Genomic DNA, 23,064 nt, shown 5'->3' with positions numbered 1-23,064 from the left:
TCGTTGAGATTTATCACCTAAACGAAACGGAAATACATTATGGATGCTGTTTTATTTAAAAAACTAATAACAACAATGCCGTTAGGTAAAAAATTACCCGACGCCCATTATCTACACCAGGACGGATTCGCTGAAATAGATGAACAACTCAGTGGTTTCATCATTGCGGTGAGTAATGCGTTAAAAATCCCATTCGACGATTGGCAAGTTATTAAGCTCAGTAAAGCTGAATTTAAATTATCACTCTTGTCATACCCTACTTTTTTTACCGAAGCCTACCCTGCACTTACCCAAAGCGTCACCGTTGATTTAAGTAAACTTGAACATCGCATCACCCAATACATGTCCAGCGACAACCCACCCATTTTGCATCGCAAAGAAACCATGTTGCCAATCTCACATGCTTGTTACCAAGAATTTGTCGCCATAACACAAGAAGGTGAAAATGCAGGCTTGTATGCCAAAAGTCGCATGATAGGTTTTAAACAGTCATGGGAAAAAATAATCCAACAGCATGGTTATGAACTCGTTGATGGACGACTTTTTAGAAGTTCTAGTTTTGCATCTGCAAACGATGACAGCAGCAATATAGACCGATATAAAACCGCATTGGTACGGCATGATCTAAGCTCACCGATGAAACATCTAGCAAAACAAAGTTACTTAAATGGTGATTACAGTGTATTTGATTATGGCTGTGGTCGAGGGGACGATTTAAGAGAGCTACAAGCCCACGGTTTAGAAGCACTAGGTTGGGACCCTAACTTTTGCCCAGACTCAGACAAAGTGGAGTCCGACATTGTCAACATTGGTTTTGTCATTAACGTCATCGAAGACGCAATAGAAAGAACGGAAGCTATACGAGGCGCTTGGCATCTTTCTAGAAAGTTATTGGTAGTGTCAGCCATGCTGGCAAATGACAGCTTTATTAGTCAATTTACCCCCTATAAAGACGGTGTCATTACCTCACGTAATACGTTTCAAAAATATTATGCCCAAGCAGAGCTAAAAGGTTATATCGAACGCACTTTAGACGAAAATGCTATCGCTGCTGCGCCAGGCATTTATTATATTTTCCGCGACAAAATTGAAGAACAACGCTTTTTAGCCAAGCGCCATCAACGCCATCATCAATGGCATCAAATAACCACACCGACGCCAACAACCGAAGAACAAGCGCGATTATTGTTCACCCAACACCAAACATTGTTAACCGCTTTTTGGGACCGATGCTTAGAGCTTGGCCGCTTACCAGTAGATGACGAGTTTGCCGACTCCGCCATCATTAGAATGCATTTCTGTAACGCTAAAAAAGCCTTTAAATTACTCATACAAGTACAAGGCGAATCCGCTGAACTTGAATTTGAACAAGCCATAGCCTTAAGGCGTGAAGACTTACTGGTATATTTTGCATTAAGTCAGTTTGAACAACACAAAGGCTACAGCCACCTTCCCGAAGAGCAAAAACGTGACATCAAAATATTTTTTGATACCTATAAAGTCGCTATCAATGAAGCCAAAGTATTGTTATTTGCCATCGCAGATACCCAACTTATTGAACAAGCTTGTATCGACGCACACGACAGCAAACTGCCCGCAAGTAAACTCAATACTGGCCACTCCCTAGAATTTCATAAGCAATATTTAAGTTACCTCCCTGCACTACTGCGTGTTTATGTTGGCGCAGCAGTACAACTGTATGGCGAGCTGGATGAAATTGATTTAGTCAAAATTCACATCACATCAGGTAAAGTCAGTTTCATGGGCTACGACAACTTTGACACCATCCCGTTACCTACTTTACGTGAACGCATCAAGGTCAAAATGTGGCAGCTCGATGTCGACTTTTTTGATTATGTGGAAGTTGATAAGAGGCCGGTGTTGATGGATAAGCATTGTTATCTAGTAAGTGAAACTACTAAAGAGCACTCAATTTAAATTCTATTCATGACTTTTAGCTGTAGAAAATCGTGTTAATAATTTATCATATCGTCTGTTTTCTACTATCCAAACTGCTTAATTACGTCAAAAACCATCAAACTAACGTCAAATATTTAAATAAAACCATAAATAACGTGATATTTTCACGTTAGCCGTTATAATTCACGTCAAATTTAACGTTAGGCTATCGTGATGAAAAGTGCACAAGACGGATATTGTTTTTCTTTCCCTGCTGTTAGAGGGATCCAGGCTGGAAAACCATTCTATATTGCTACTTGTCCATTAAGCACCATTCCCAAAATTTTCGTCTTTGACGAAGATGAAGTACCGCCAGAATTGCGTGCACAGCGCACATTAAATAAAGCGCGTATACCTGAAATGGTGCGTTATCTTGTCGATAATCCTGACGACTATGTATTTTCTGCGTTAACAGTATCTGTGGCTTCGAGTGTTTCATTTGATGAAAGTGAACACTCAGAATCATCAAATTTAGGCACGTTAAGAATCCCTATGAATGCACAGATCCTTATTAATGATGGGCAGCATAGACGTGCAGCGATAGAAGCTGCATTAAAAGAACGTCCAGAGCTTGCATATGACAATATTCCAGTGCTGTTTTTTGTCGATGAAGGCCTAACTCGCAGCCAACAAATGTTTGCTGACTTAAATAAATATGCTGTTAAACCAAGTCCTTCTTTAGCCGCACTTTACGATAGCCGTGATGAAAGCAGTGAATTAGCTAGATACCTTGCCCAAAAAGTGAAACCTTTTGCAGGTTTTACAGAAATGGAAAAATCCAGCATCAGTTCAAAAAGCGGCAAGTTATTTACCTTAAGCAGCCTAAAGCAAGCTAATAGAGCGTTATTTGGTAAAGGCATGAAAGACTGTTTTACTGAACAAGAAAAAGAATTAGCTGCTGAGTTTTGGCAAGCTGTTTATGAATCAACACCTGAGTGGCAAATGGTTATTAATAAGCAACTTGCTCCCTCTCAATTTCGTCAAGAGTATGTACATGCCCATGGCGTTGGATTACATGCTTTAGGCTCATTAGGTTGTGCGCTAATTACTGCTCAACCAGACGAGTGGAAAGAAACAATCAAAAAACTAATAAATGTGGATTGGAAAAAGTCTAATCCTATTTGGGCAAATAGAAGTATGTTACATGGCAAGCTCAGTAAAGCTTCCACCAATATCATGCTAACAACCAATGCTCTTAAGCATGCATTGTCTCTTTCGCTCACCCCAGACGAGCGCACCCTAGAAAATCAATACATTCCCAATAGTGAGGCATCTAATGGCTGATTTATTCCAAGCCGATGCGCTAGATGATGAGCAGAACGACTATATTCATAAAGAATTTTTTGCTGGTTTCAAGCGATACAAAAATAGTAATACGCTCCCTGCTGAGCTGCATAAATATGACAAACTTGATGATGCATTAAAGCATCAGATTAGTATTAATCTATGCCGTGATTTATTAAAAGAGCACAGCCACAACGAAGGTTTTTTACTCAAACACTTTATAGATGACGTGCAAAATGTTTATTGTGCTGATAATCGCCCATGGGTTATTGGCTACAGTGGCGGTAAAGATTCATCTGCAGTGGTTACATTAATATACTTAGCCTTACTGTCACTAGATGAAGCCAAGCGTACTAAACCTATTTTTATCGTTGCATCTGACACCTTAGTTGAAACACCACTTGTGGTTGATCACGTTAATCGCTCATTAGAACAAATTGGCAATCAAGCAAGACGTGATGGATTACCAATAACCACGCATAAAGTAGTGCCGAAACCAGATCAAAGTTTTTGGGCATGCTTGTTAGGCAAAGGTTACCCTGCCCCGACTCAAAGCTTCCGTTGGTGTACTGAGCGGATGAAAATCGATCCTGTCAGTAACTTCATTAAAGACAAAGTATCGACTCATGATGAAGTCATCGTAATTCTAGGGTCGCGCAGCCAAGAAAGTGCTTCTCGTGCACAGGTTATTGCTAAACACAAAATTGAAAATACCCGTTTAGCTCGCCATACCACACTATCAAATGCTTTTATCTATACCCCAATTGATACCTGGAGCATGGATGATGTGTGGAAACTCCTTCGATCTTGCAGCCTTGAAGTCACCATTTCCCCTATGGGCATAGGAAAAAAATGGTCAAACGAATATGATCTTGAATGGCAAACACCCTGGGGCGTTAATAATTTAACACTTTGGAATTTGTATAAAGACTCATCTGATCAGGGCGAATGTCCAATGGTCATTGATGACAGCACGCCCTCTTGCGGTAACTCACGATTTGGTTGCTGGACTTGTACCGTTGTCACCAAAGACCGCGCAATGGAAAGTTTAATCAAAAGCGGCGAAGAATGGATGCAACCTCTTTTAACGTTTCGTAATAAGTTAGCGGAAACCAATATTCCAGCCCACAAAGAAATATACCGAAACTATAAACGTCGACAGGGCCGCGTCAACTATCAAAGAGTAAAAGAAGGACAAGAGCTATCTTCAGAGCGAGCTCATGTACCAGGCCCTTACTGGTTAAAGTATCGTAAAGAATGGCTAACAGAATTATTAGTACAACAGAAAACATTTAATGAAGATGGTTACTCAGTCACCTTAGTCACTGAGCCTGAGCTACATGCAATACGGCAAGAATGGTTAAACGATCCCAATGAGCCAGATTGGGCAGATTCGTTACCCACAATCTATCGTAATGTGTACGGTAATGATCTTAATTGGGTCATTAACGATAACAGCAGCTTTGGTGAAGTTGAGGCTCAAATCCTTCAAGGACTTAGCCAGCAACACAATGTAGAACCAGAAATGGTTCAAAAGTTATTAGATCTCGAGTTATCTCTAGAAGGGCTTAGCCGCCGTAGTGGCGTGTTCGACAAAATAGGCACCTTGCTTAGACAAGATTGGGGAACACTTGAACAGATTAAAGAAAAGCATACTGAACTACAAAGTAAGTCTGCTTTCGATATTCATAAAGACCAAATAGATAAGTATGAAGCTGAAATACTCGCACTTGAAAAACAAACCAAGGTGGAATTCTAGATGATTATCAAAAGCTTGGTGATAAATAATTTTCGAGTATTTCGAGGTGTTCATGAAATAGACCTCGAACCAAGAGTAGTCAATAAGCACCAAACTAAAGCTGCTCCAATTATTTTATTTGGTGGTTTAAATGGTGCAGGTAAAACCTCAATACTGTCTGCCGTACGTGTCGCTCTATATGGGCGAGCTGCATTTGGTAGAGGTATGAACACCGCTGAATATCAAGCGCAACTCGATGCATTAATTCACAATGGCATCGGTATCAGTGAAAACAAAACCTCAATCCAACTTGTTTTTACTCACAGTTTAAATGGTGTTGAAAACGAGTACCGTGTAACTCGTGGCTGGAGCAAAGGCCATAAAGATAAGCTCGTTTTAGAACAAGATAATAGCGAACTCAGTAGTATGAGTTACGAGCAATGCCAGAGCTTTTTAAATGAGCTGATCCCGCCCGGGATATCTGACTTATTTTTCTTCGATGGAGAAAAAATTGCCGAACTCGCTGAAGATGATTCTGGCGAAGTATTGCAAACAGCCGTTCGCCGCTTATTAGGTATAGATGTCGCAGAAAGACTGAGAAACGATTTAGCCATATTCTTAAAACGTCAAGATGCTGCCGCAATGCCTGAAAATATCAAAGCGCAAATTGATAAACTTGAGCAGCAGCGTAAAGATGCTGAGCATCAAGCCATTGAGCTTGCCAACAAGTCTGCATTTTGCCGTGCCAGAGTTGAATTGATTGCCACTGATATCGCAAAAACAGAGAATGAGCTATCTTCTCGTGGCGGTGCCTGGGCACAATCACGTGAACAAGAAAAAGCACAACAGTACGAGCTTGATGCAGAGCGCAAAGAGTTAGAAAAAACCTTAAGGGCTGAAATCGAAGGCAACCTGCCCTTTGCGCTGGCGCCCAAAGCATTACAGAAATTGTTAAATCAGCTTGAAGCCGAGAAAAAAACAAAACAAGTTGAACACTTTAATAATGAATTAACTGACTTTATGGCAGAGCTTGAGCAAAAGTTATCATTTGGTTTATCCGACTCATTTGTCGCTATCCAAACAATAAAATCTTGCTTTGAAGAACGCCAAGCAGCGCAAAGCAATACTGACATCTTATTAGATATCTCTGACCGAGAATTTGATCAAGTTAATGCGCAAGTTAATAGCCGTGCTAGCGAATCGTATCAACGATTCGACCTTGCCCGTAAACGCCTAGAAATAGTTGAAGAAAAAATTGCTAATATCTCAATCAATATCGCGCGTGCGCCAGAGCAAGAACAACTTGAAGAACAGTTAGAGCTGCTTAAAAAGTTCAACAGCCAGCGCACAAGTGCAATTATCGAATTTAAACAACTTACCGAAGATGCTAAACGAAAATACCGTGAAGCCATAGACTTCGCCCGTAAAGTGCAAAAGCTGCATGACAAACATAAAACAGCTTCAACTGCAGAAGCCTCTGTCGCCAATGCATTAAATACCCATGCATTACTTGCAGACTTTAGTGAACAACTAACAGCTGTAAGAGTAAAGCAGCTTGAAACTGAGTTTATTAAAAGTTATCAAAAGCTTGCTCGTAAAGAAGACTTAAAATTATCTGCACGCATCAACACAGATACATTTGATGTTGAATTAATTGACGAAAATCAGCACGTTATCAACCGAAAAGGATTGTCTGCCGGTGAAAAGCAAATTTACGCTATTGCGATATTAGAAGCTTTGGGTAAAACGTCGGGTAAAAAGCTGCCGATAATCATCGATACGCCGCTAGGCCGACTCGACTCGAAACATCGTGACAAACTAATAGAACATTACTTTCCTGAGGCAAGCCATCAAGTCATCATTCTGTCGACTGATACTGAAATTGATGAACAATATTTTGGCAGCGATTATCTTAAAGATGATATTTCACATGCCTTTGAAATCCAGTTTGATGGTAAAACTAAATCATCTAGTTTAAAAGAAGGTTATTTTTGGGAAGCGCATACTCAGCAACAAAGTGCTAATCATGGCCAACAACACAAAAAAGTAGGAGCGAACTGATGCTACCTAATCGCATGAATTTAACTAAACAGACTGAAGAAAATTTAAAAAAACTTAAACAGTTCACGGGGATTTCACCCAACGTTTCAGCAAGAGTCGCGTTTTTTAGGTCTATTGAATCAGGGTTTAAGTGCACTAATACTGCTACGATAAAACTAGATGGTGCATTGGTGTTAGATAAAATCACTTGGATGGGAGACACCCAACTAGTGACCGAATTGATGATGAAGATGCACTACCCCGATTTACAAGGAAGAGAACTTATGGCCGCGTGGGCGGCACATGTTGAGGATGGGATTGCTGCAATAAGAAATCATAAAAGCTTATTTGAGTTATCGATAAAACTATAAAGATGTAGCCCCCCAATGAAATAAATCATAAATTTTAGGATTGGCCAAACTAATTTAAATATCGTTTGGCCAAAAATCACTATTTTATATCATAATAAGATATAAGGAGTTTTTTTATTTTTTTACCATCATTTTTATTCCTTACCTTTTCTACATCCAATAGACCAGTGGAAACTAAAAGTGTATTTAAAATTCGCGACTTACCAATACCTGATGCTGTAAAATAATCATTAGAAAAATCAACGTTCCAAATCGGTTGACAAAATAATTTGAAATCATTGATATCAAATTCACCTTTTTTATTACTTAAATATCGTTTGAGCAACGTAAATAATGACTGTACACCGACTGTTTTGTACAAATATGATTTTTCGTCATAATGGTCATCATTGAAAATAAAATTGATGAAATCAAAAATAATTTTTTCAATATTTTTATCCTCTCCATTTATATACATCACCCTAAGTGGTAATTTAGTGTTTCCACCTAAAGATTCACGACCTTTTTCATTTCGATAGTGAAGTATAATATCTCTATCTTTTTTTGGATTGGAAGTAATTAATCGCAATATTGATTCAACTAAAGCAGCTAAAGATAAATATCCTTTTTTATCTTCAAATGCTTGCGCACCCAGAATAATCTTATGTTTAATTTTACTATCATTTGAAAAGTTTAAATTCCGCACAATGGATACACATAATTTTTCTGGTGACCAAGTTATACGATCCTCATTTTCAGTACCGAAGCCATAAAGTTCATATGCTAAGCTTCTAGATACTTTCTTCTGATTTGCGTTGATTGAAGCAAACAAATATGCCTGATAAGGAGTTGGCAGATCTAAATATACAACACATAATAACTCAAGGTCTTTACGCTCAGATTTAATACATCCTGCTAATCTATGCTGACCATCAATAATAGAAGCTAACTTTTTATCTGTAGGTATAATTAACGTGCATGCACCTGAAGCATCTTCTTCTACACGCCATCTTTCATTGTTGTTAACTAGGCCCCCTTGTTCAGAAATATTAGCACCTATAACTATAGAATTTGGAATTGCACATTCTACAGAGTTTACATATTGAGCAATCTCTTTATCTCTACCATCCTCTAATGGTCTTTGCGTTCCAGTTATTGGGGAGAACACATTATTTAAAAAACCACTTTTTTTATATTTAGCTCTAGCTGAATAAGATATTGAATATAATTCATTCGCTTTCATTTTAAAGACATAAAATGTCCCTAAAGGTTGAGTTATTTTAAAAGCCGGAATTTCATATAGATTAGTCATGGTTTTCTCCCAATGGACTTCCAGAATCTTTAGAATCAAAATCACTTGTCGATATCAAGTTCCATATCCATACAAATACATTAAGTACTATAGCCCACTCTAAAAAATTTAAATTTAAAAATAAACAATCTAATTCTTTATTTTGTAAGTTCATGGATAATGCTTTTCCATAAAATAAACCACCAATAATGGATAACAGAATTACAACTATTGTATTGGCATATTTGAACCTATCTGTATCTTCGGTCATAAAGCTTCTATGCAGCATAATGGAAACAAGCGAACCAATACCAAATGTAAACCAAGCTGCAGGTAGTAAATAGCTACTGTATCCAGGCCAGTCAAACCAAACAGGCCACCATATCCCCACCATAGAGAATGGAATCAAAATTATAATTTCCTTCCAAAAAGCTGACTTAAAAAATGCATTTATAATTCTATGTCCTTGGAATTTAAAAAAAGACATACACTTTTCTCCACGTAATATCACTCATCAATTAATTTCCAAAAAGCTTTATCTTTAATCCGCCTAATCTGCTTATCACCATCAATATACAGACTAGTGTGTTATTCTAGTTCTCGAATATCTTGATAAATAATTCTTATTCTCATATGTAAATTAATGATCACGTTAGCCTCGAACTTAAAGAAGAAACCTTAACCACTCTTGCCCCTTGCTCAACTTGTCCATTAGCTTTCATATGCAAACCTACAGATATACATTCGCCCTTCTTCAACTTAGCTAATTCTTGTAACCAAGCTTTTTTACTTGAAGATGGTACTGCTTGCTCTAATAATTTAGCGTAGCTATCAATTTCAGTTTCTGCTGGTGCAAAAAATAATTTATGCGCTGCTTGAAATAGACGATCTTGTTCATCTTTTTTCAAATTACTTAATGTTTGCGTAGCAAGAATTAACGACAGACCATATTTACGCCCTTCGGTTAACATCTTTCCGAGTGGACTATCTAGTTTTTGATCTAGATTTTGAACTTCATCTAGCACTACGGGTAAAGGATTATTTTTATCACCATTGGTACATGCATAAGCATATAAATCCCAAAGAATAAACTCTGTAGCTAATCGCCATATATCTCTAGATAACCTAGCAAGTTGAATTAATCGAGTCGTCGGTTGTTCGGATTTAAAGATACCTTCCCATCCTTTGGACAAAATGTCGGATGAAAAAAGGTTTGCTCTTACCATAGGGTTAAGTTTATTGGCCAATGCTTCGCCATGCTTTCCTTCGTCTTGCAAGTCTTTTAACATTAGATCAAAGCTATAATTGCCGCCATGCAACTCAAGCCCCTCTTCAATCACTTTGATTAAAGTTGGCAATTGTTGGCTACCAATATCTGAATAAACAGCATTAAAAACCGATGCAACCCTAGAAGCCACATCATGTGATTTATCAGCTATCTCAAAGCCTGCAACTTCTTGCGTTAGTTTATTAAAAGGGTTTATCTCTAGTGGCTTATGAACAACCAAATCTGTTCGCGGTTGTACTTTGTCTTTAAACTCTGGTTCTAGCTGTTCCGGTAAAAAACCATTTGTATAGTCTATTACCAAAGAATTAAGTTGATGTTTAGCTAGCTCCATCAATAATCCTTGTATACAGTAGGTTTTCCCTTGTCCTGACCGACCAAAAACAATTAGATGTCTATTAGCTAGCTCTTTATTACCATACTCCCAATAGATCGGCTGTTGAATATCTAATGATATACCAATCAAAATCCTACAATTTTCTATATTGGGTACCTTAAGCGGTAATAGTGAAATATCGGTTAGTTCTTTGGTTTCACAAACTGGGAAGGATTCAACCATGGTTTGTGTTGGAGAAATATTAGTTTCGTATTCATTTACTATTACAGAAGTATCACCATTATTAGTGTAACCTAATGATGATTGACTAAAGCAGCGCGCTAAAACATGTTTATGGATACATACGCGCTCATTAACAAAAGCAAAAGCTTCATCCCGATTCGACGAATTATCCAATGCTTCCCTACAAATATCAGATAAACCTGTATATTTAATTTCAGTGTTAGAAACAAGATTTTGTCTAAAAAAATATTGTTTTCCAAAATCAATTGCATGCGATTTTAGTAAAGAAATATAGAAATATTTATTATATTCCTTATCTAAGTGCATATTTAAATGAGACTGTATTTTTTCACCTTCGATTATACGATCATCTTTATCTATATAGTCGAATGCAAGATTTAAAATAGCATCTATATCTACACCATTAAAAGCGTTGTTTTTATGTGCATAATGAGTTTCATCGATTCGAAGTATTTCGCCATCGGTTAATAGTTTATCCAAATAGAATGACGCATGCCCAAGCGACTGGCTTCTAATTTTTGAAGCCACATCGACTTTAGATAAAGGTTTTAATGATTTAATAAATAAATCAACTAAAACTATTTTTTGTGAAGCCAGACTAAATTCACTGTCAAGGCTAACTGTATCAGCTCCTGATTTCCCATTAAAGTAGACACCACACGATTCACCAAAAGCCCTCACAATATGTCTAATCGTATAATACTCTTCTGCAAAACCAACAGGTATGAATATATCAGCATGTAGGTTTACAGAATCTCTTCCCGCATGCTTATATTCATTTAGTTTGGAATGAACTTTGTGCAAAATTATTTGCTTATCATCATCACTAATATTTAGATAACAAATGTGTTTATAAGTGCCACGTCCATTTTGATATAAATATTCTTTATCAGCAGCATAGCCTAAAGTATTTTCTTGACGATCAGTATAAAAACCGCCTGAAGTAATGTTCTTCTCATTAGCATGCTTTTGTACATTTTGATAACTGTCACCACTTGGGAAGTCTAACAGAGCATTGGCTATCCCTGCTACTTTGGATAATGCAAGTGGCTTAACATCTTCTTCGTTCCTCTCAAGTACACATTCTTGAATCCAAATAACAATTTGGTTCTCAGCAACAGCTAATTCAATATTCATATTTTCATGTAAAAACCAAGACAAGTCTTCTATATTTGCTGGTGACTTATTCCACACCCAAAACTCTTCGAATACGGTCTTACTCAAGTTTGGAGTTATTACTTTTCTAATTTCATTTTCGTCCAATGCACAACAAATTTCTAAGAAAGCATAAAAACTTTTATTTGTATTAAAATAATCCCTCAGGATAGGAAACAATGGAGTTCTTAATTCACTGAGATTAGTTTTTGTTATTGCCCAAATAACTTTTGGTGAAACACTTAACATTGCAATAAAGTTCTTTTTAGCTTTTAACTCTATTTGTCGAATTCTTTCTCTTGTAATCCCATAGCTATTACCAATATCTTCTAGAGTTTCATTACCACAATTTAACCCTAAACGACGAGATAAAATATCAATCTCACGGGTCTTTTCGTGTAAAAAATAACGTTTAAGATCAGTAATTAAATACTCTTCAAGTACATCAAGGCCAAGGTCGAAATTTTCTAACTGTGAGTGCATTTCACCTTGTGAACTAATTGTAAGAGAACCTTTGTCTAGCAACGCCCTAAACTCCATAAACTTAGTCACTTTACCTTTACCGAAGCCTCGAATAGCCTCTAGTGACGATATCGAAATCCCCTTGAATTGGTTGACTGTTAAGTTTTGTCCAAACTCTCTCAACAAGGTATTGACTAAAGCTCTATAATCATCGGTTACATTTATAGTACTAAGTTTGACGGATTCATAACCCTTTGTTTCTTCTAGTATGGTAATTGATTCAATATTTGTTAATGAATCTTTTAATCTATAAAACGATAAGATATCAGAAGAGTCAAAATCTCCAACCGAATCTAAGTCGCTTTCCATTAATGTTAAGATATCATTTATATATATATCTTTTTTGAAATATCTTAACAATTTTTCGACAAAAATTGTTAAGTAATCAGGATAATCAAATTTTACCAAGCTTTCTTGTACAGCATTTGTATAAACGTCATTTTTAGGTTCGTCATATGTATTTTTTTCAATATTCGCAGGAGAAGTGACAAAGTCATCGCCATTAGATTCTATAGGTTGGTTGATAAAAATAGTCAGGTCGCTTTTGAGTAAGCTTAATTTTGATATTTCTGGATAATCTGAGAGTTTTTGGTATTTTTTAGATAGCTCTTCTATAGAATTTTCATGGATCATTTTGACAAATTCGTGAGGCAAACGAAGTTTTAAAACATTAACCTCGATATCTAAAACACTCTCAATTCGAGAGCGTTCCATACCCTCATTGACAGCGAACGCTATTCCTTCTGGATAGTTAGCTAGATCACAAATCTCATAATCACCTTGTAATAATAAGTCAGCACTATTTCGTATATTTGAAAAATAATTTTCAGGAAAAACATTATATAATTCAAATTTGTCTATTTGAGTTAAAACTTGTTGGATAAAGAGTGAGCGATACACTTTCCCTTTAAATGTTTTTGGCTCAAGTAGCCGCTTCATATGATCTGCTAATGCTTTTGCTTGCTTTACAGCCTTGATAAAATCAGTTCCATTCCTTCTTGTTTTTACTTCTAACGGTAATAATACAAGTTGATTATTTTTAATACCTACGAATAGGATGTCGTCAGATAATGCACCTGTAGTTTTATTATGTAGTCTCGCAGAAAAATCATTGTCTTTAATTTCTAAACCAAGGTTACCAGTTACTCTGAGCATTTCACCTACGGATAGAGGAACCCAAGTAATATCACTCGTAATGAGTAAACTAGATAAAAACTTATACGCTGCAACAATCCCTTGTTTTTCCTTTATTTGTTTTTTGGTGTTTTCCGTTTTATTTTTACCAGATTCTTTAACAATGCTTAATAACCATTGCCCATTCAATGCATTAAAAGAATTAATTAATTCATCAGATTGGCTTTGTAATAAATTTTTATAAAGGGCTACACGAGAGGATACTGTTATAGCGTCATATGCTACTGAGTTGGTGTATTGGTCAGCATAGTGGATTAATATTGTATCTTTGGTATCGAAAAACTCTAGAGTAACTTTGGGGTCAATGATGCAAGTCCATAAACTTGAATCATATGACTTAGATAATTTATCTCTAAACGTATCTTTAACTGCAAGTACTGGTACATTGCCTTTAATGTATTTAGCCGATTTATCTCGATACGCAAAGAGTAACTGGTTATATAGGGAGGCTAAACTAATGGATATATTCTCAACTTTTACATTCTTCAAGCCAAAACCAGTATAAAAAACTTGATTTTCTAAATAAGAAGCTTCACCGGATAAAACACCATTACATACAATGCCTGACTTACCTTCATTTACGTTATTTGGTCGTAGAGTAACTTCTTCATTATTTTTGAAAAAACTTAAATGGGCATAATCATAATCAGTAAATTCTCTTACTTTATGAATAGTAACATTTTTTCTTATTTTGAATATTAGATCATCCAAAACAGCTTCTTTATCTGAACTGTTTAAGCGAACTAGCTCACGTAGTTCTTCAATTTTTCTTGTTTCAGAAAAATCTTCAAATGCAGTAAAATGATATTGCTCATCGTATATATTTACTTGTATTTTCTTCGTCTTACCTTTTGTTTTTTTATAGTAGTTTAAAATACCCTTGAAAACATGCATGTTTCTTCGGTTATTTATTGAGTTTATAATCAAAGGAGCATCTTTGCTCTGTTGAAATAACATATCAAAGCATGTTACAAAATCTTGAATTTTCTCGAAGACTAAAGTTGATATGTAGTTATTTCCAGTATCTTTTTGTGCCACTACTTCTAACCAAAGTTTATTATTAGCCAATGCTTGGGTTCTAACAAATCCTTCACTTTCATCAAATAATACAGGTAGTAGACCCGCTGCATTAAATTTATCAACAGTTGTAGGCGGGATCTGACTAAAAGAGTTTGTCTTATCTACACTTCTTAATTTGGCAAACTCTAGGGCATATGACAAACAAACAGGATGGAAAGGACTGAAAAGTTCTTCACTTCCCTTTTTAAGCATTCCTATTTTTAATAAATTACGACTTCTTTGGTTGAGTGATTCTTGAGGGATATTATCTAATTCAGATTTAACATTAAGAAGCGCTGTTTCAATTAAATTAAGTAGTTCAGGCGGCCAATTAGTAATAGATAATAAAGTCTCATTTTCTTTTAACCATAGAAATAGTGCTTTATATGCTTGGGTTACTTTAGGGTAGTCGTTTTCTATATCATTTAAATACAATGAGTTGAGATCGTTATCATCAAAATATAAAACACCTTCGTTGATAAATTTATATTCATCAATACATAGTTCTTTCGATTTTACAGAAAGTTCCTTTTCTCTTCCACTGATAATAACTCTTGAATTTGAAGGCTTGTATTTCGGTATTCTGTCATTACCGAATATATCTATGCTTCGTTGTGTATCAAATAAGCTAGGCAGTTTGACACTTTCAATAATTTTTGTGCCTGTAATTGTAATAGGTAAGTGATGGTCGTTTAAAACTAACTCAAAATCACCTAAGACATCTTCTTCACCGCTTTGCCTGAAATTAATTTCTTTTACACCCTCCAAATTAATTACACTTTCAGAACCTGTTAAATTATAAATATTCAGATACCCTGGATTTAGAGCTATTTTTTCTTGAAAATTTTCCAGAATAAGTTTGCCTTTGTTTCTTTTTATTTCAACTTCTAGTTTTTCAAAAAAGCTATGTAAATAGAAAGTCTCTTGCTCGACAATGCAACAGTTGAATTGAAAGCACTCTCTTTGAGAAGGTCGCTTAAGTATAACTTGTATAAAAGTCGGTTTACCTTCGAACGGAATTTTTATATTTAGCGATGAATGTTGCTCGTGATTAGAAGTGCTTATACCAATCTGATTTTGCTTAAGATCACCATGAATAAAAATTTGGTCTTGTTTGAGTGCAGGCTCTCCTCTTGTCATCCTTATCTTTAATTCAATAATACCAGGAGCTACTTCTCCTATTAAGGATATATTTTTTCTGGCTGCTCCTGTCTCAGAAAGTCGTTTCCAATCTTCGAGTTTAGATCCATTAATTTCGATATCCACAAGATCAAGGTTTCTATCTTTATTCCGTTCGATTTCGGCTTCTATTTCTGAAAAAGTTCTGTCTTTATATTCACTTTTGTTTTTGCCTGTAAATTGTTCTTTAATAAAACGCTCACTAAAGCCTTTATCTTCCAATTGCCTTTGGAGTTCAACGGGTTCTTCTCCAAAATCATGTACTCTATCTCGAATTATTTTTGACAAATTAGCATTTTTATCTAGTTCTTTATTAAGCTCTTTTTCGTTACTAATGTCTGATAGTCTTGGCTCTGGGAAAAGTCCGTGTTCCTTTAGGTCAATTCTTTCTTTATGAATCGAATTATAGAGGGATTCATAGCCAAAAATACTCAAATTTTGGTCTTTAATAATTTGTTCTGTTCGAGCGACCAAATATTTAAAAATTAATTCGTCTTTAATCCCTTTTGCATGAGCTTTTAATGCATCATTCACATATCTAGGTGTGAATACACTATTGTTTACACTAACATCAGTAAAAGTAGATGTTAGTGTCTCTAATGAGCTATTATTGATTACAAATAAGATGGCATCATCAATATCGTTCAGCGCATCCCTAATGCCAGCGATATAATCTTCATGATTGGAGTTATTATCTTGATCGCCTAGGTGGTGTAACATGACGATAATTTTTTTACCGTTTTCAGTCTCTACATAATTCAACGTAGAGTTACCAACTGTAAGAGGTTTAAAGTTTAAATTTTTAAACCCGTTATATAACTGAAGTGATTGTGCCGGATTAGAGCTGATAAAATGATATTTAGTATCAATTGATTTAGACGTTGTTATAAATTGACAAAACAATCCAGCTAAAAATTCTTCAAATGGTAGTTTTGACATAGACTGCATCTCCGCTGTCACTTAATTTTTCGATATTTCCTACATTTTCGTAGAATTTTAATAAGGCTTTCTTGGACATTATATCCAACCAAATGCCACGCTCTTTAAAGCCTTCAATTACATCATCAATAAGAAGCTGACTTTCCGACGAACCGATTATTACGAGATTGGTAAGCAGCAATAACATGGTAGAATTTAAAAAAAAATATTTACCAGAAGTCTTTTTATCAGTAATAAATTCTGCTGCGAATTTCTTTTCAAATATTTCTACGACTTTCTTATTTGCATCTTTTCTGGATGATTTTTCGAATATTTGTTGCTGTAAATTGAGACCCGAGTTAACTGCAGCCTGAAGTGTATCTTCATACCTATAACCCACACCAAATAGGTTCCCTATACATTGATTAAACTGATTTACTTTAGAGGATGAATTATTATTATCAAACATCCAACTTGGTTCATGTGATAGCTTACTCAAATAGCCTAAATAAGGAAAAAGATACAAAGCAATGCCATTTGTTTTACTAAATAAATGTTCGTACCCATATTGATTGCACTCATGTCTTTCTTTACTTGCCCTTTCTGTTTCTAATATGAAATAAAGCGGTTTAGCTGTAGGCGTTTGATATCTATTACCTGGAATGCAAAGGTGTTTGGTTAATTGGGTTAAATACAAAAATGTATAAATATTTATAAAGCCTTCTAACTCGCTTAAGAAGTAGCTAGGATTTTTTGTTAGTGTTTTAATGTCTTTTGAAAATGTCGCAGCTAAAAATGGTAAATAGGTAATACTGGCTTCAGTGAAAGCCTTAGTTTTACAAAGCTGTTGAATTTTTTCTATCAATAATGATTCAAGCGGATTATTCCCACTAGATATTAACTTGTCACTTAAAGGTGATGTTAACAATCCCTGAAAAATATTAATCATTGTTTTGGTTCTAGATGTTATATTTTCTTTGTTACTAACCAAGTATGCCAAAGGCGTGATGTTATTTATAGCATTGGATGATAGGTAAAACTCATCAAAAACATCTACTAATTCACGTGTATCTCTATTATTTTGAAAAGACTCTAACACCTCCTCTTTAAGCTGATCCCTGTCTCTTTTGCCTAATGATAATTGAAATAAATCTTCTATAAGTGATTGATAAACACGACCCCAATCTAGCTTGTGGTCTTTAAGTGGTTGAGGTCCGATGGGTAAAAACTTATCTGCAATATTGCTATATGCTGATCCATTATTGGTTTCTATAAGTTTCTCTACATCTAATATAGAAGATTCGATAATACTAAGATGTTCCATTCCTATACCTCAACTGTATATCTACGTCTATTTTTACTAACAGAAATAGTTTTATTATTACTTATCAATTTCATTGATTCGGTTTTTGTAGTTCGATCGACAATATGTGAAATAAGCTCATCAAACTTAGCTATAGTTTCCAAGTTTTGACGATTTGGCCTAAAACCATTTGAAATAAAAACAGTTTGAATCATAAAGTTGAGGTCAATATTAAATATGTAAACAGCTTCATTGTTTATAATCAGCGGAATTGGGATTATGTCCGTTGATGTTAACTTATGGTTTTCTATCCAGTCTACGTCAGCTTGGATATTTACCTTGTTGCAGACAGAATAATTTTTTAGCTGTCTACTGACGATAAAGCCATCCAGATTTGACGGTAAAAGTCTATTAGAGTATTCTAATGCTGAATTAACTATTAATTCTTCTACAACTTTTAAACATAATTCTTCGTCTTCGATCGTTAATTTTTCTCTTTGAAATATATCAATTAAATCCAGGTAATTCTTGAGTGATTCTTGTAAAAATGATGCTTTTGAAAAATCAGCTAGCGATGATTTAAGTGATTCTTCCTCTAAGAGATATGCGGCACGAACAAACCCTTTAGGGGTTAATGTGAATTTAATCAAAGATGACAGTCTATTAATATCATCTTTCACTTCATAGGATAACGTTTGAGTAGTATATTCAAGGTAGAAATTATCTAGCGCTTGACTACGTACATTGATAGGATCAAATTTAGTAAAGCACCGACTAAATTCATTATCAAATTTAGTAAAAACATTCCCTACAATTCCATCCTCATTTTCCCTTGTTAATATCTGATAGATGAAATCTACAAAAATTCGAGGAATAAGGAATTGTTCTTCCATTAATCTCGCTAATCCAAATAATTCAATTAACTTATTCTGGAATGAAGCTAACGATAAAACTTCAAAGTTTTTTGCCACATTAGAGCTAGTTTTATATTCTAATTGGTAATATTTATAAAAGGGATTATTTGGTGTTTCTTCTGTCAGTTTTGCTAAAAATTTAGATATGAAATCAGAGGTGATTTTGGAAGATGAGAAATTCAACCTTGGATAACATTCGAAATCATAAAAGCTAACAGCTTTAGCTTTAAAGCCTTTTATATGCCTATTTTCAAAATATGCCTCAAAAGAGTCTTTGATATCATTATGACGTTCATCTCCTTGTTTAATAAACTTTTGAAGCATGCCAATATTTATGCCGATAGCTAAAGGTTTATTACTTAACTTAAACTCATCAAACTTATCATCTAAACAATCTATAGCAGATTTATGTTGGCTATTACTATGGGTAGCATCTAAATGGAAATTAATAGAATTACTGAATCTTTTATATAACTTAGTCAGGATTTCAGATTTTCCATCTCCTGAGCTTCCGCATAGACATATGATATTTTTTCTGTCATTGCTACTAAGAGCCGCTTCCAAAGCAGCTTTAAAGTCCATTTGAATATTTGGAGTAATATAAAGGTAATCTTTCAGCCCTTGTAGCTCATCTACGATATTTTCCGTTCGTAAAGTTGATACTGAATATTTCGATGATCTTGATAGTACGCCTAAAGCATCTTGTAGATTCACTAAATCTCCTTATAGTGATCAAATCTTAACACAATGATTAATATCTAAAACATAAAATTAATATCAACTAATAATGCAGGATTTATCACCGAATGTCAGTATCAAATTGTTCTTTGATGGTAAAACTTGATCACAAACAATGAAACGCTATGGATCCTGTCTATTGACCAGATCTCATAAGCTCTAGCCATCAGCAATCATTTCTTTCGCGACTAGGTAGCCTACAACATGAGACTGTAATGTACTTCAACCTTCCAAAACCGCCGGCAGCTTGCGATCCCTGTTCGTTTGGTATCGGTGAAACCACCCAGTTTTGCGATTGATTTGTACGCCTTTTTCATACTCGGCGCTCCTTTATCTTTATGCCCTCTAGGCTTATTAAACCGCATTAGCACCTTCCATTCATCTTCTTCGAGTACCGTGTCACAGCGTTGAGCCTCCACTGCTTTGGCCTCCTCAACCAGCCCTTTTTTACGTAAATAATAAGAGATAGTGATAGCTTCTCTGAGTTATAGTAAACGGACGCCGGTAAAAGTTAAGATTGAAACCGCTCATTCTAAGTTCTTTGGCGCTCAGCTCCTGCACCCGTTTTCCATGCTTTATGAAAATCCTCAATTCGCCATCTTGTTGTGTAAATATCAATAATATGCAGTGCTTGAATTAACGTATCGATTGGCTCTGTTGTTAATAGCACCCAGCGCAACGGCTCGGTAACGTTTTTTGATGTTTTTTCTTGAGCGTACACCACGTTTACTGGCTTAGTATCACCTTTCGTTTTGAACCTAACCTGTGCCACTTTAATGGTTAGCTTTACTTTTCTTCCCACGCGGTTTACAGGCTTCTCTTTACTATTTTTTGTCCCTTTCTGGGCGATATCGATAGTGTATTCACCCAGTTCGGCTTGTGATTCAAGATGTTCAAATAACGTAGAGTCAGTCTCTATCTGCGCTCTAGAATGTTTCGCTCGATAAAAGGAACGTTCATTATACTTCTGTTTATCTTGAATATAACTCAGTATGTCTGCTTCTCTATCACACACTGAAATTACCCGTGACTGTACGATTAACAGACCTGCAAACTAAGTAATTAACGTAGATGTTGAGTGATACCGCCAAATCTAAGTCCGGCGGCAGACTCACAGGCCTAGATATACGGATCGATATATTAACCGATTTCGTTTATTTGTTTCACCTCAATCACATCTATAAAATACTCCATAAACTCGGATTCAGTTGGCTCTCTAGCCGCTTCAAACATTTGGAGCAAGATGATGAAGTCATGGTGTCTTTTAAAACCTTCCAGCTGTCAACGACCGTTGACATTCCTATCCATGTATCACCGACTGGGATAGACATCTGGATTCAAGATGAAGCCCATATTGGTCAGTAAAATACCACCAGGTCCCGTTTCACAGGCAGTGAGACAGCAGCCATTCGAATATGTGCATCTACTTGGTCAGTTTGTTCGACGAGCGGAGTCACAGAAGCCTTCATTTCACTCTACATCAACAAAGATGCAATGCGACGACACCAAGCGGACGGTATGCTGTTGTGATTATGGATGTTGCTGGTTGGCATACAAATGACATTGCAGAGGATTTAGAGAATCTATCCATAGTCAAGCTGCCACCCTATTCACCGGAATTGAACCCAATCGAACAAGTATGGAGTTGGTTGAGACAGCATAAGCTAGCTAATCGATGTTTTAAGGGTTACGAGGCAATAGTCGACGCCTGTAGTGAGGCGTGGAATACATTCATTGCAGATAAGGAACGCGTGAAAAAGTTATGCTATCGCCGATGGGCAACAGTGATCACTTAGTTATAAGGAATGGTATTATACCAATCCGCTCAAAAATATGATCTAATTGTTGTATCAGTTCCTAATTACTTTTAAAAATGAAACAACACACGAGTTTGGAATTAATCAGGCTATCTAAGCAAACTGTCGATCCCCGGATGCGTTTGCGTTTATTGGCCGTAGCTCACTTTCTTGAGGGCGCAAACAGAACACAGATCGCTGCAATGACTAAGGTCAGTCGCCGTATAGTGAATTTGTGGGTCAGCAATTATTTAAACCTGGGTGTGAGTGGCCTTGAGAGTAAAAAGTCTTCTGGCAGACCTGCACGATTAACGGACATGCAAACTAAGCAATTAACGCAGATGTTGAGTGATGCCGCCAAATCAGAGGCCGGCGGCAGGCTAACAGGCCTGGATATACGGATCTATATATTGAGCGAGTTCGGAGTTTCGTTTCACCTCAATCACATCTATAAAATACTTCATAAACTCGGATTCAGTTGGCTTTCCAGTCGATCCAAACATCCGAAGCAAGATTTTGAAGTCATGGAGAATTTTAAAAAACTTCCCCCTGTCAACGATCGTTGACATCCCGATCCATGTATCACCGACAGAAATAGACATTTGGTTTCAAGATGAAGCCCGTATTGGTCAGCAAAATACCACCACCAAAATCTGGGCTGAGAAAGGTACCCGTCCACAGGCCGTGAGACAACAACAATTCGAATATGCCCATCTTTTTGGTGCAGTGTGTCCGGCTACCGGAGCCACCGAAGCCTTCATTTCGCCCTACATCAACAAAGACGTAATGCGTCAACACTTGCAGCAAATCTCCATGGCGACACCAAGCGGACGGTATGCTGTTGTGATTATGGATGGTGCTGGTTGGCATACAAATGACATTGCAGAGGATTTAGAGAATCTATCCATAGTCAAGCTGCCACCCTATTCACCGGAATTGAACCCAATCGAACAAGTATGGAGTTGGTTGAGACAGCATAAGCTAGCTAATCGATGTTTTAAGGGTTACGAGGCAATAGTCGACGCCTGTAGTGAGGCGTGGAATACATTCATTGCAGATAAGGAGCGCGTGAAAAAGTTATGCTATCGCCAATGGGCAACAGTGATCACTTAGTTATAAGGAATGGTATTATAAGGCAAGCAGCGCTTGCTATGACCCTCGGTTAAAATAGAGCGTTGGTCACCCAATGGTCACGGCTTGGTCACGGTCACGAAATGCGCGGATATTAATTTTGGCGCATAAAAGTAAAAAACCCTTAAGCTATAACAGCTTAAGGGCTTTAAATGTTGGCGGAGCGGACGGGACTCGAACCCGCGACCCCCGGCGTGACAGGCCGGTATTCTAACCAACTGAACTACCGCTCCTTTAGCAAATTGCTTACGCACGATGCTAAATGCTTTTTAAGTCGCTAACGTGTCATGGTTAGGAGACTTGCTTCATAATGAAGCGACTCTTTCGAGTCAATTAGGCGCCTGGAAATGACCTACTCTCGCATGGGGAGACCCCAAACTACCATCGGCGATACTGTGTTTCACTTCTGAGTTCGGAATGGGATCAGGTGGTGCCACAGCTCTATGGTTTCCAGACAAATTTTGTTTATCTAACGCACTATTCTTTAGGCATTAAATAATAATTCGGAAAGCTGATTGCTTTTTGAGTCTCTCGCACTGCTTAAGCACTTTATTCTAATACTAAGTCGTATCAGTAAAACCCATCTGGGTTGTATGGTTAAGCCTCACGGGTCATTAGTACAAGTTAG

General features: G+C 36.5%; 14 protein-coding genes, 1 tRNA gene and 1 rRNA gene. 8 read left to right on the top strand and 8 right to left on the bottom strand.

Annotated elements, in window-relative coordinates; translation table 11 throughout:
- Positions 1–39 precede the first annotated feature (39 nt).
- From AAEY97_RS02935 to dndE, 5 genes are all read left to right on the top strand, one after another.
- Entirely contained in the window at positions 40–1,938 is a 1,899-nt protein-coding gene (locus tag AAEY97_RS02935; protein WP_350996464.1) for a DNA phosphorothioation-associated putative methyltransferase, read from the top strand.
- A 195-nt stretch (positions 1,939–2,133) separates the two neighbouring features.
- Entirely contained in the window at positions 2,134–3,243 is a 1,110-nt protein-coding gene (gene dndB, locus AAEY97_RS02930; protein WP_350996461.1) for a DNA sulfur modification protein DndB, read from the top strand.
- Positions 3,236–5,002: a DNA phosphorothioation system sulfurtransferase DndC gene (locus tag AAEY97_RS02925; protein ID WP_350996458.1), complete on the top strand. Its 1,767-nt coding sequence runs from the start codon at positions 3,236–3,238 to the stop codon at positions 5,000–5,002. The genes dndB and AAEY97_RS02925 overlap by 8 nt, the downstream gene beginning before the upstream one ends.
- Positions 5,003–7,042 carry a DNA sulfur modification protein DndD gene (gene dndD, locus AAEY97_RS02920; RefSeq protein ID WP_350996455.1) on the top strand — a complete coding sequence of 680 codons (2,040 nt, stop codon included), beginning with the start codon at positions 5,003–5,005 and terminating at the stop codon, positions 7,040–7,042.
- Entirely contained in the window at positions 7,042–7,392 is a 351-nt protein-coding gene (gene dndE, locus AAEY97_RS02915; protein ID WP_350996452.1) for a DNA sulfur modification protein DndE, read from the top strand. The genes dndD and dndE overlap by 1 nt, the downstream gene beginning before the upstream one ends.
- 79 nt (positions 7,393–7,471) lie before the next feature.
- Here dndE and AAEY97_RS02910 read toward each other — a convergent pair whose 3' ends face one another.
- The 6 genes from AAEY97_RS02910 to AAEY97_RS02885 form a co-directional block, all read right to left on the bottom strand.
- The gene (locus tag AAEY97_RS02910) at positions 7,472–8,683 is read right to left on the bottom strand and encodes a DGQHR domain-containing protein (RefSeq protein WP_350996449.1); all 1,212 of its coding nucleotides are present in this window, start codon (positions 8,681–8,683) and stop codon (positions 7,472–7,474) included.
- A complete protein-coding gene (locus AAEY97_RS02905) occupies positions 8,676–9,149 on the bottom strand; it encodes a hypothetical protein (RefSeq protein WP_350996446.1) in 474 nt (157 codons plus the stop codon). Before AAEY97_RS02905 ends, AAEY97_RS02910 begins: the two co-directional genes overlap by 8 nt.
- A gap of 160 nt (positions 9,150–9,309) precedes the next feature.
- On the bottom strand, positions 9,310–16,575 hold the full coding sequence (gene dptH, locus AAEY97_RS02900; RefSeq protein ID WP_350996443.1) for a DNA phosphorothioation-dependent restriction protein DptH: 7,266 nt from the start codon (positions 16,573–16,575) through the stop codon (positions 9,310–9,312).
- Complete coding sequence (gene dptG / locus AAEY97_RS02895; protein WP_350996440.1) at positions 16,556–17,878, bottom strand: DNA phosphorothioation-dependent restriction protein DptG; 1,323 nt, start codon at positions 17,876–17,878, stop codon at positions 16,556–16,558. Before dptG ends, dptH begins: the two co-directional genes overlap by 20 nt.
- A 2-nt stretch (positions 17,879–17,880) precedes the next feature.
- On the bottom strand, positions 17,881–19,485 hold the full coding sequence (gene dptF, locus AAEY97_RS02890; RefSeq protein ID WP_350996437.1) for a DNA phosphorothioation-dependent restriction protein DptF: 1,605 nt from the start codon (positions 19,483–19,485) through the stop codon (positions 17,881–17,883).
- 556 nt (positions 19,486–20,041) lie between these two features.
- Positions 20,042–20,524 (bottom strand): transposase, encoded by a 483-nt coding sequence (locus AAEY97_RS02885; RefSeq protein WP_350996434.1) that lies wholly within the window; start codon positions 20,522–20,524, stop codon positions 20,042–20,044.
- A 56-nt stretch (positions 20,525–20,580) separates the two neighbouring features.
- Between AAEY97_RS02885 and AAEY97_RS02880 the strand changes: the two genes are divergently transcribed.
- From AAEY97_RS02880 to AAEY97_RS02870, 3 genes are all read left to right on the top strand, one after another.
- Positions 20,581–20,874, top strand: coding sequence for a helix-turn-helix domain-containing protein (locus AAEY97_RS02880; protein WP_350996432.1), 294 nt, complete (start codon positions 20,581–20,583; stop codon positions 20,872–20,874).
- A 50-nt stretch (positions 20,875–20,924) separates the two neighbouring features.
- Positions 20,925–21,305, top strand: coding sequence for a transposase (locus AAEY97_RS02875; RefSeq protein WP_350996429.1), 381 nt, complete (start codon positions 20,925–20,927; stop codon positions 21,303–21,305).
- Between the two features lie 77 nt (positions 21,306–21,382).
- A protein-coding gene (locus AAEY97_RS02870) for an IS630 family transposase (RefSeq protein WP_502959429.1) occupies positions 21,383–22,418 on the top strand; the annotation gives its coding sequence in 2 pieces (ribosomal slippage) (positions 21,383–21,847 and positions 21,849–22,418; 1,035 coding nt in all).
- A 174-nt stretch (positions 22,419–22,592) separates the two neighbouring features.
- Here the strand turns inward: AAEY97_RS02870 and AAEY97_RS02865 are convergent.
- Positions 22,593–22,669: transfer RNA gene (locus AAEY97_RS02865), tRNA-Asp, on the bottom strand.
- 106 nt (positions 22,670–22,775) lie between these two features.
- A 5S ribosomal RNA gene (gene rrf, locus AAEY97_RS02860) occupies positions 22,776–22,891 on the bottom strand.
- Positions 22,892–23,064: the final 173 nt, after the last annotated feature.

The sequence above is a fragment of the Shewanella sp. TB7-MNA-CIBAN-0143 genome (genome assembly GCF_040310065.1).
Classification (GTDB): domain Bacteria; phylum Pseudomonadota; class Gammaproteobacteria; order Enterobacterales; family Shewanellaceae; genus Shewanella.
Note: the sequence above shows the minus strand (reverse complement) of the source record. Positions and strands in the feature narration are given on the sequence as shown.

Bases quoted from the DNA above. Each gene is read 5' to 3' on its own strand.
- AAEY97_RS02880 (WP_350996432.1), top strand. From the start codon at position 20,581: ATGTTGAGTGATACCGCCAAATCTAAGTCCGGCGGCAGACTCACAGGC.
- dndE (WP_350996452.1), top strand. From the start codon at position 7,042: ATGCTACCTAATCGCATGAATTTAACTAAACAGACTGAAGAAAATTTA.
- dptG (WP_350996440.1), bottom strand. From the start codon at position 17,878: ATGGAACATCTTAGTATTATCGAATCTTCTATATTAGATGTAGAGAAA.
- AAEY97_RS02905 (WP_350996446.1), bottom strand. From the start codon at position 9,149: ATGTCTTTTTTTAAATTCCAAGGACATAGAATTATAAATGCATTTTTT.
- AAEY97_RS02875 (WP_350996429.1), top strand. From the start codon at position 20,925: ATGTGCATCTACTTGGTCAGTTTGTTCGACGAGCGGAGTCACAGAAGC.
- AAEY97_RS02925 (WP_350996458.1), top strand. From the start codon at position 3,236: ATGGCTGATTTATTCCAAGCCGATGCGCTAGATGATGAGCAGAACGAC.
- dndD (WP_350996455.1), top strand. From the start codon at position 5,003: ATGATTATCAAAAGCTTGGTGATAAATAATTTTCGAGTATTTCGAGGT.
- AAEY97_RS02935 (WP_350996464.1), top strand. From the start codon at position 40: ATGGATGCTGTTTTATTTAAAAAACTAATAACAACAATGCCGTTAGGT.
- dndB (WP_350996461.1), top strand. From the start codon at position 2,134: ATGAAAAGTGCACAAGACGGATATTGTTTTTCTTTCCCTGCTGTTAGA.
- dptH (WP_350996443.1), bottom strand. From the start codon at position 16,575: ATGTCAAAACTACCATTTGAAGAATTTTTAGCTGGATTGTTTTGTCAA.
- AAEY97_RS02910 (WP_350996449.1), bottom strand. From the start codon at position 8,683: ATGACTAATCTATATGAAATTCCGGCTTTTAAAATAACTCAACCTTTA.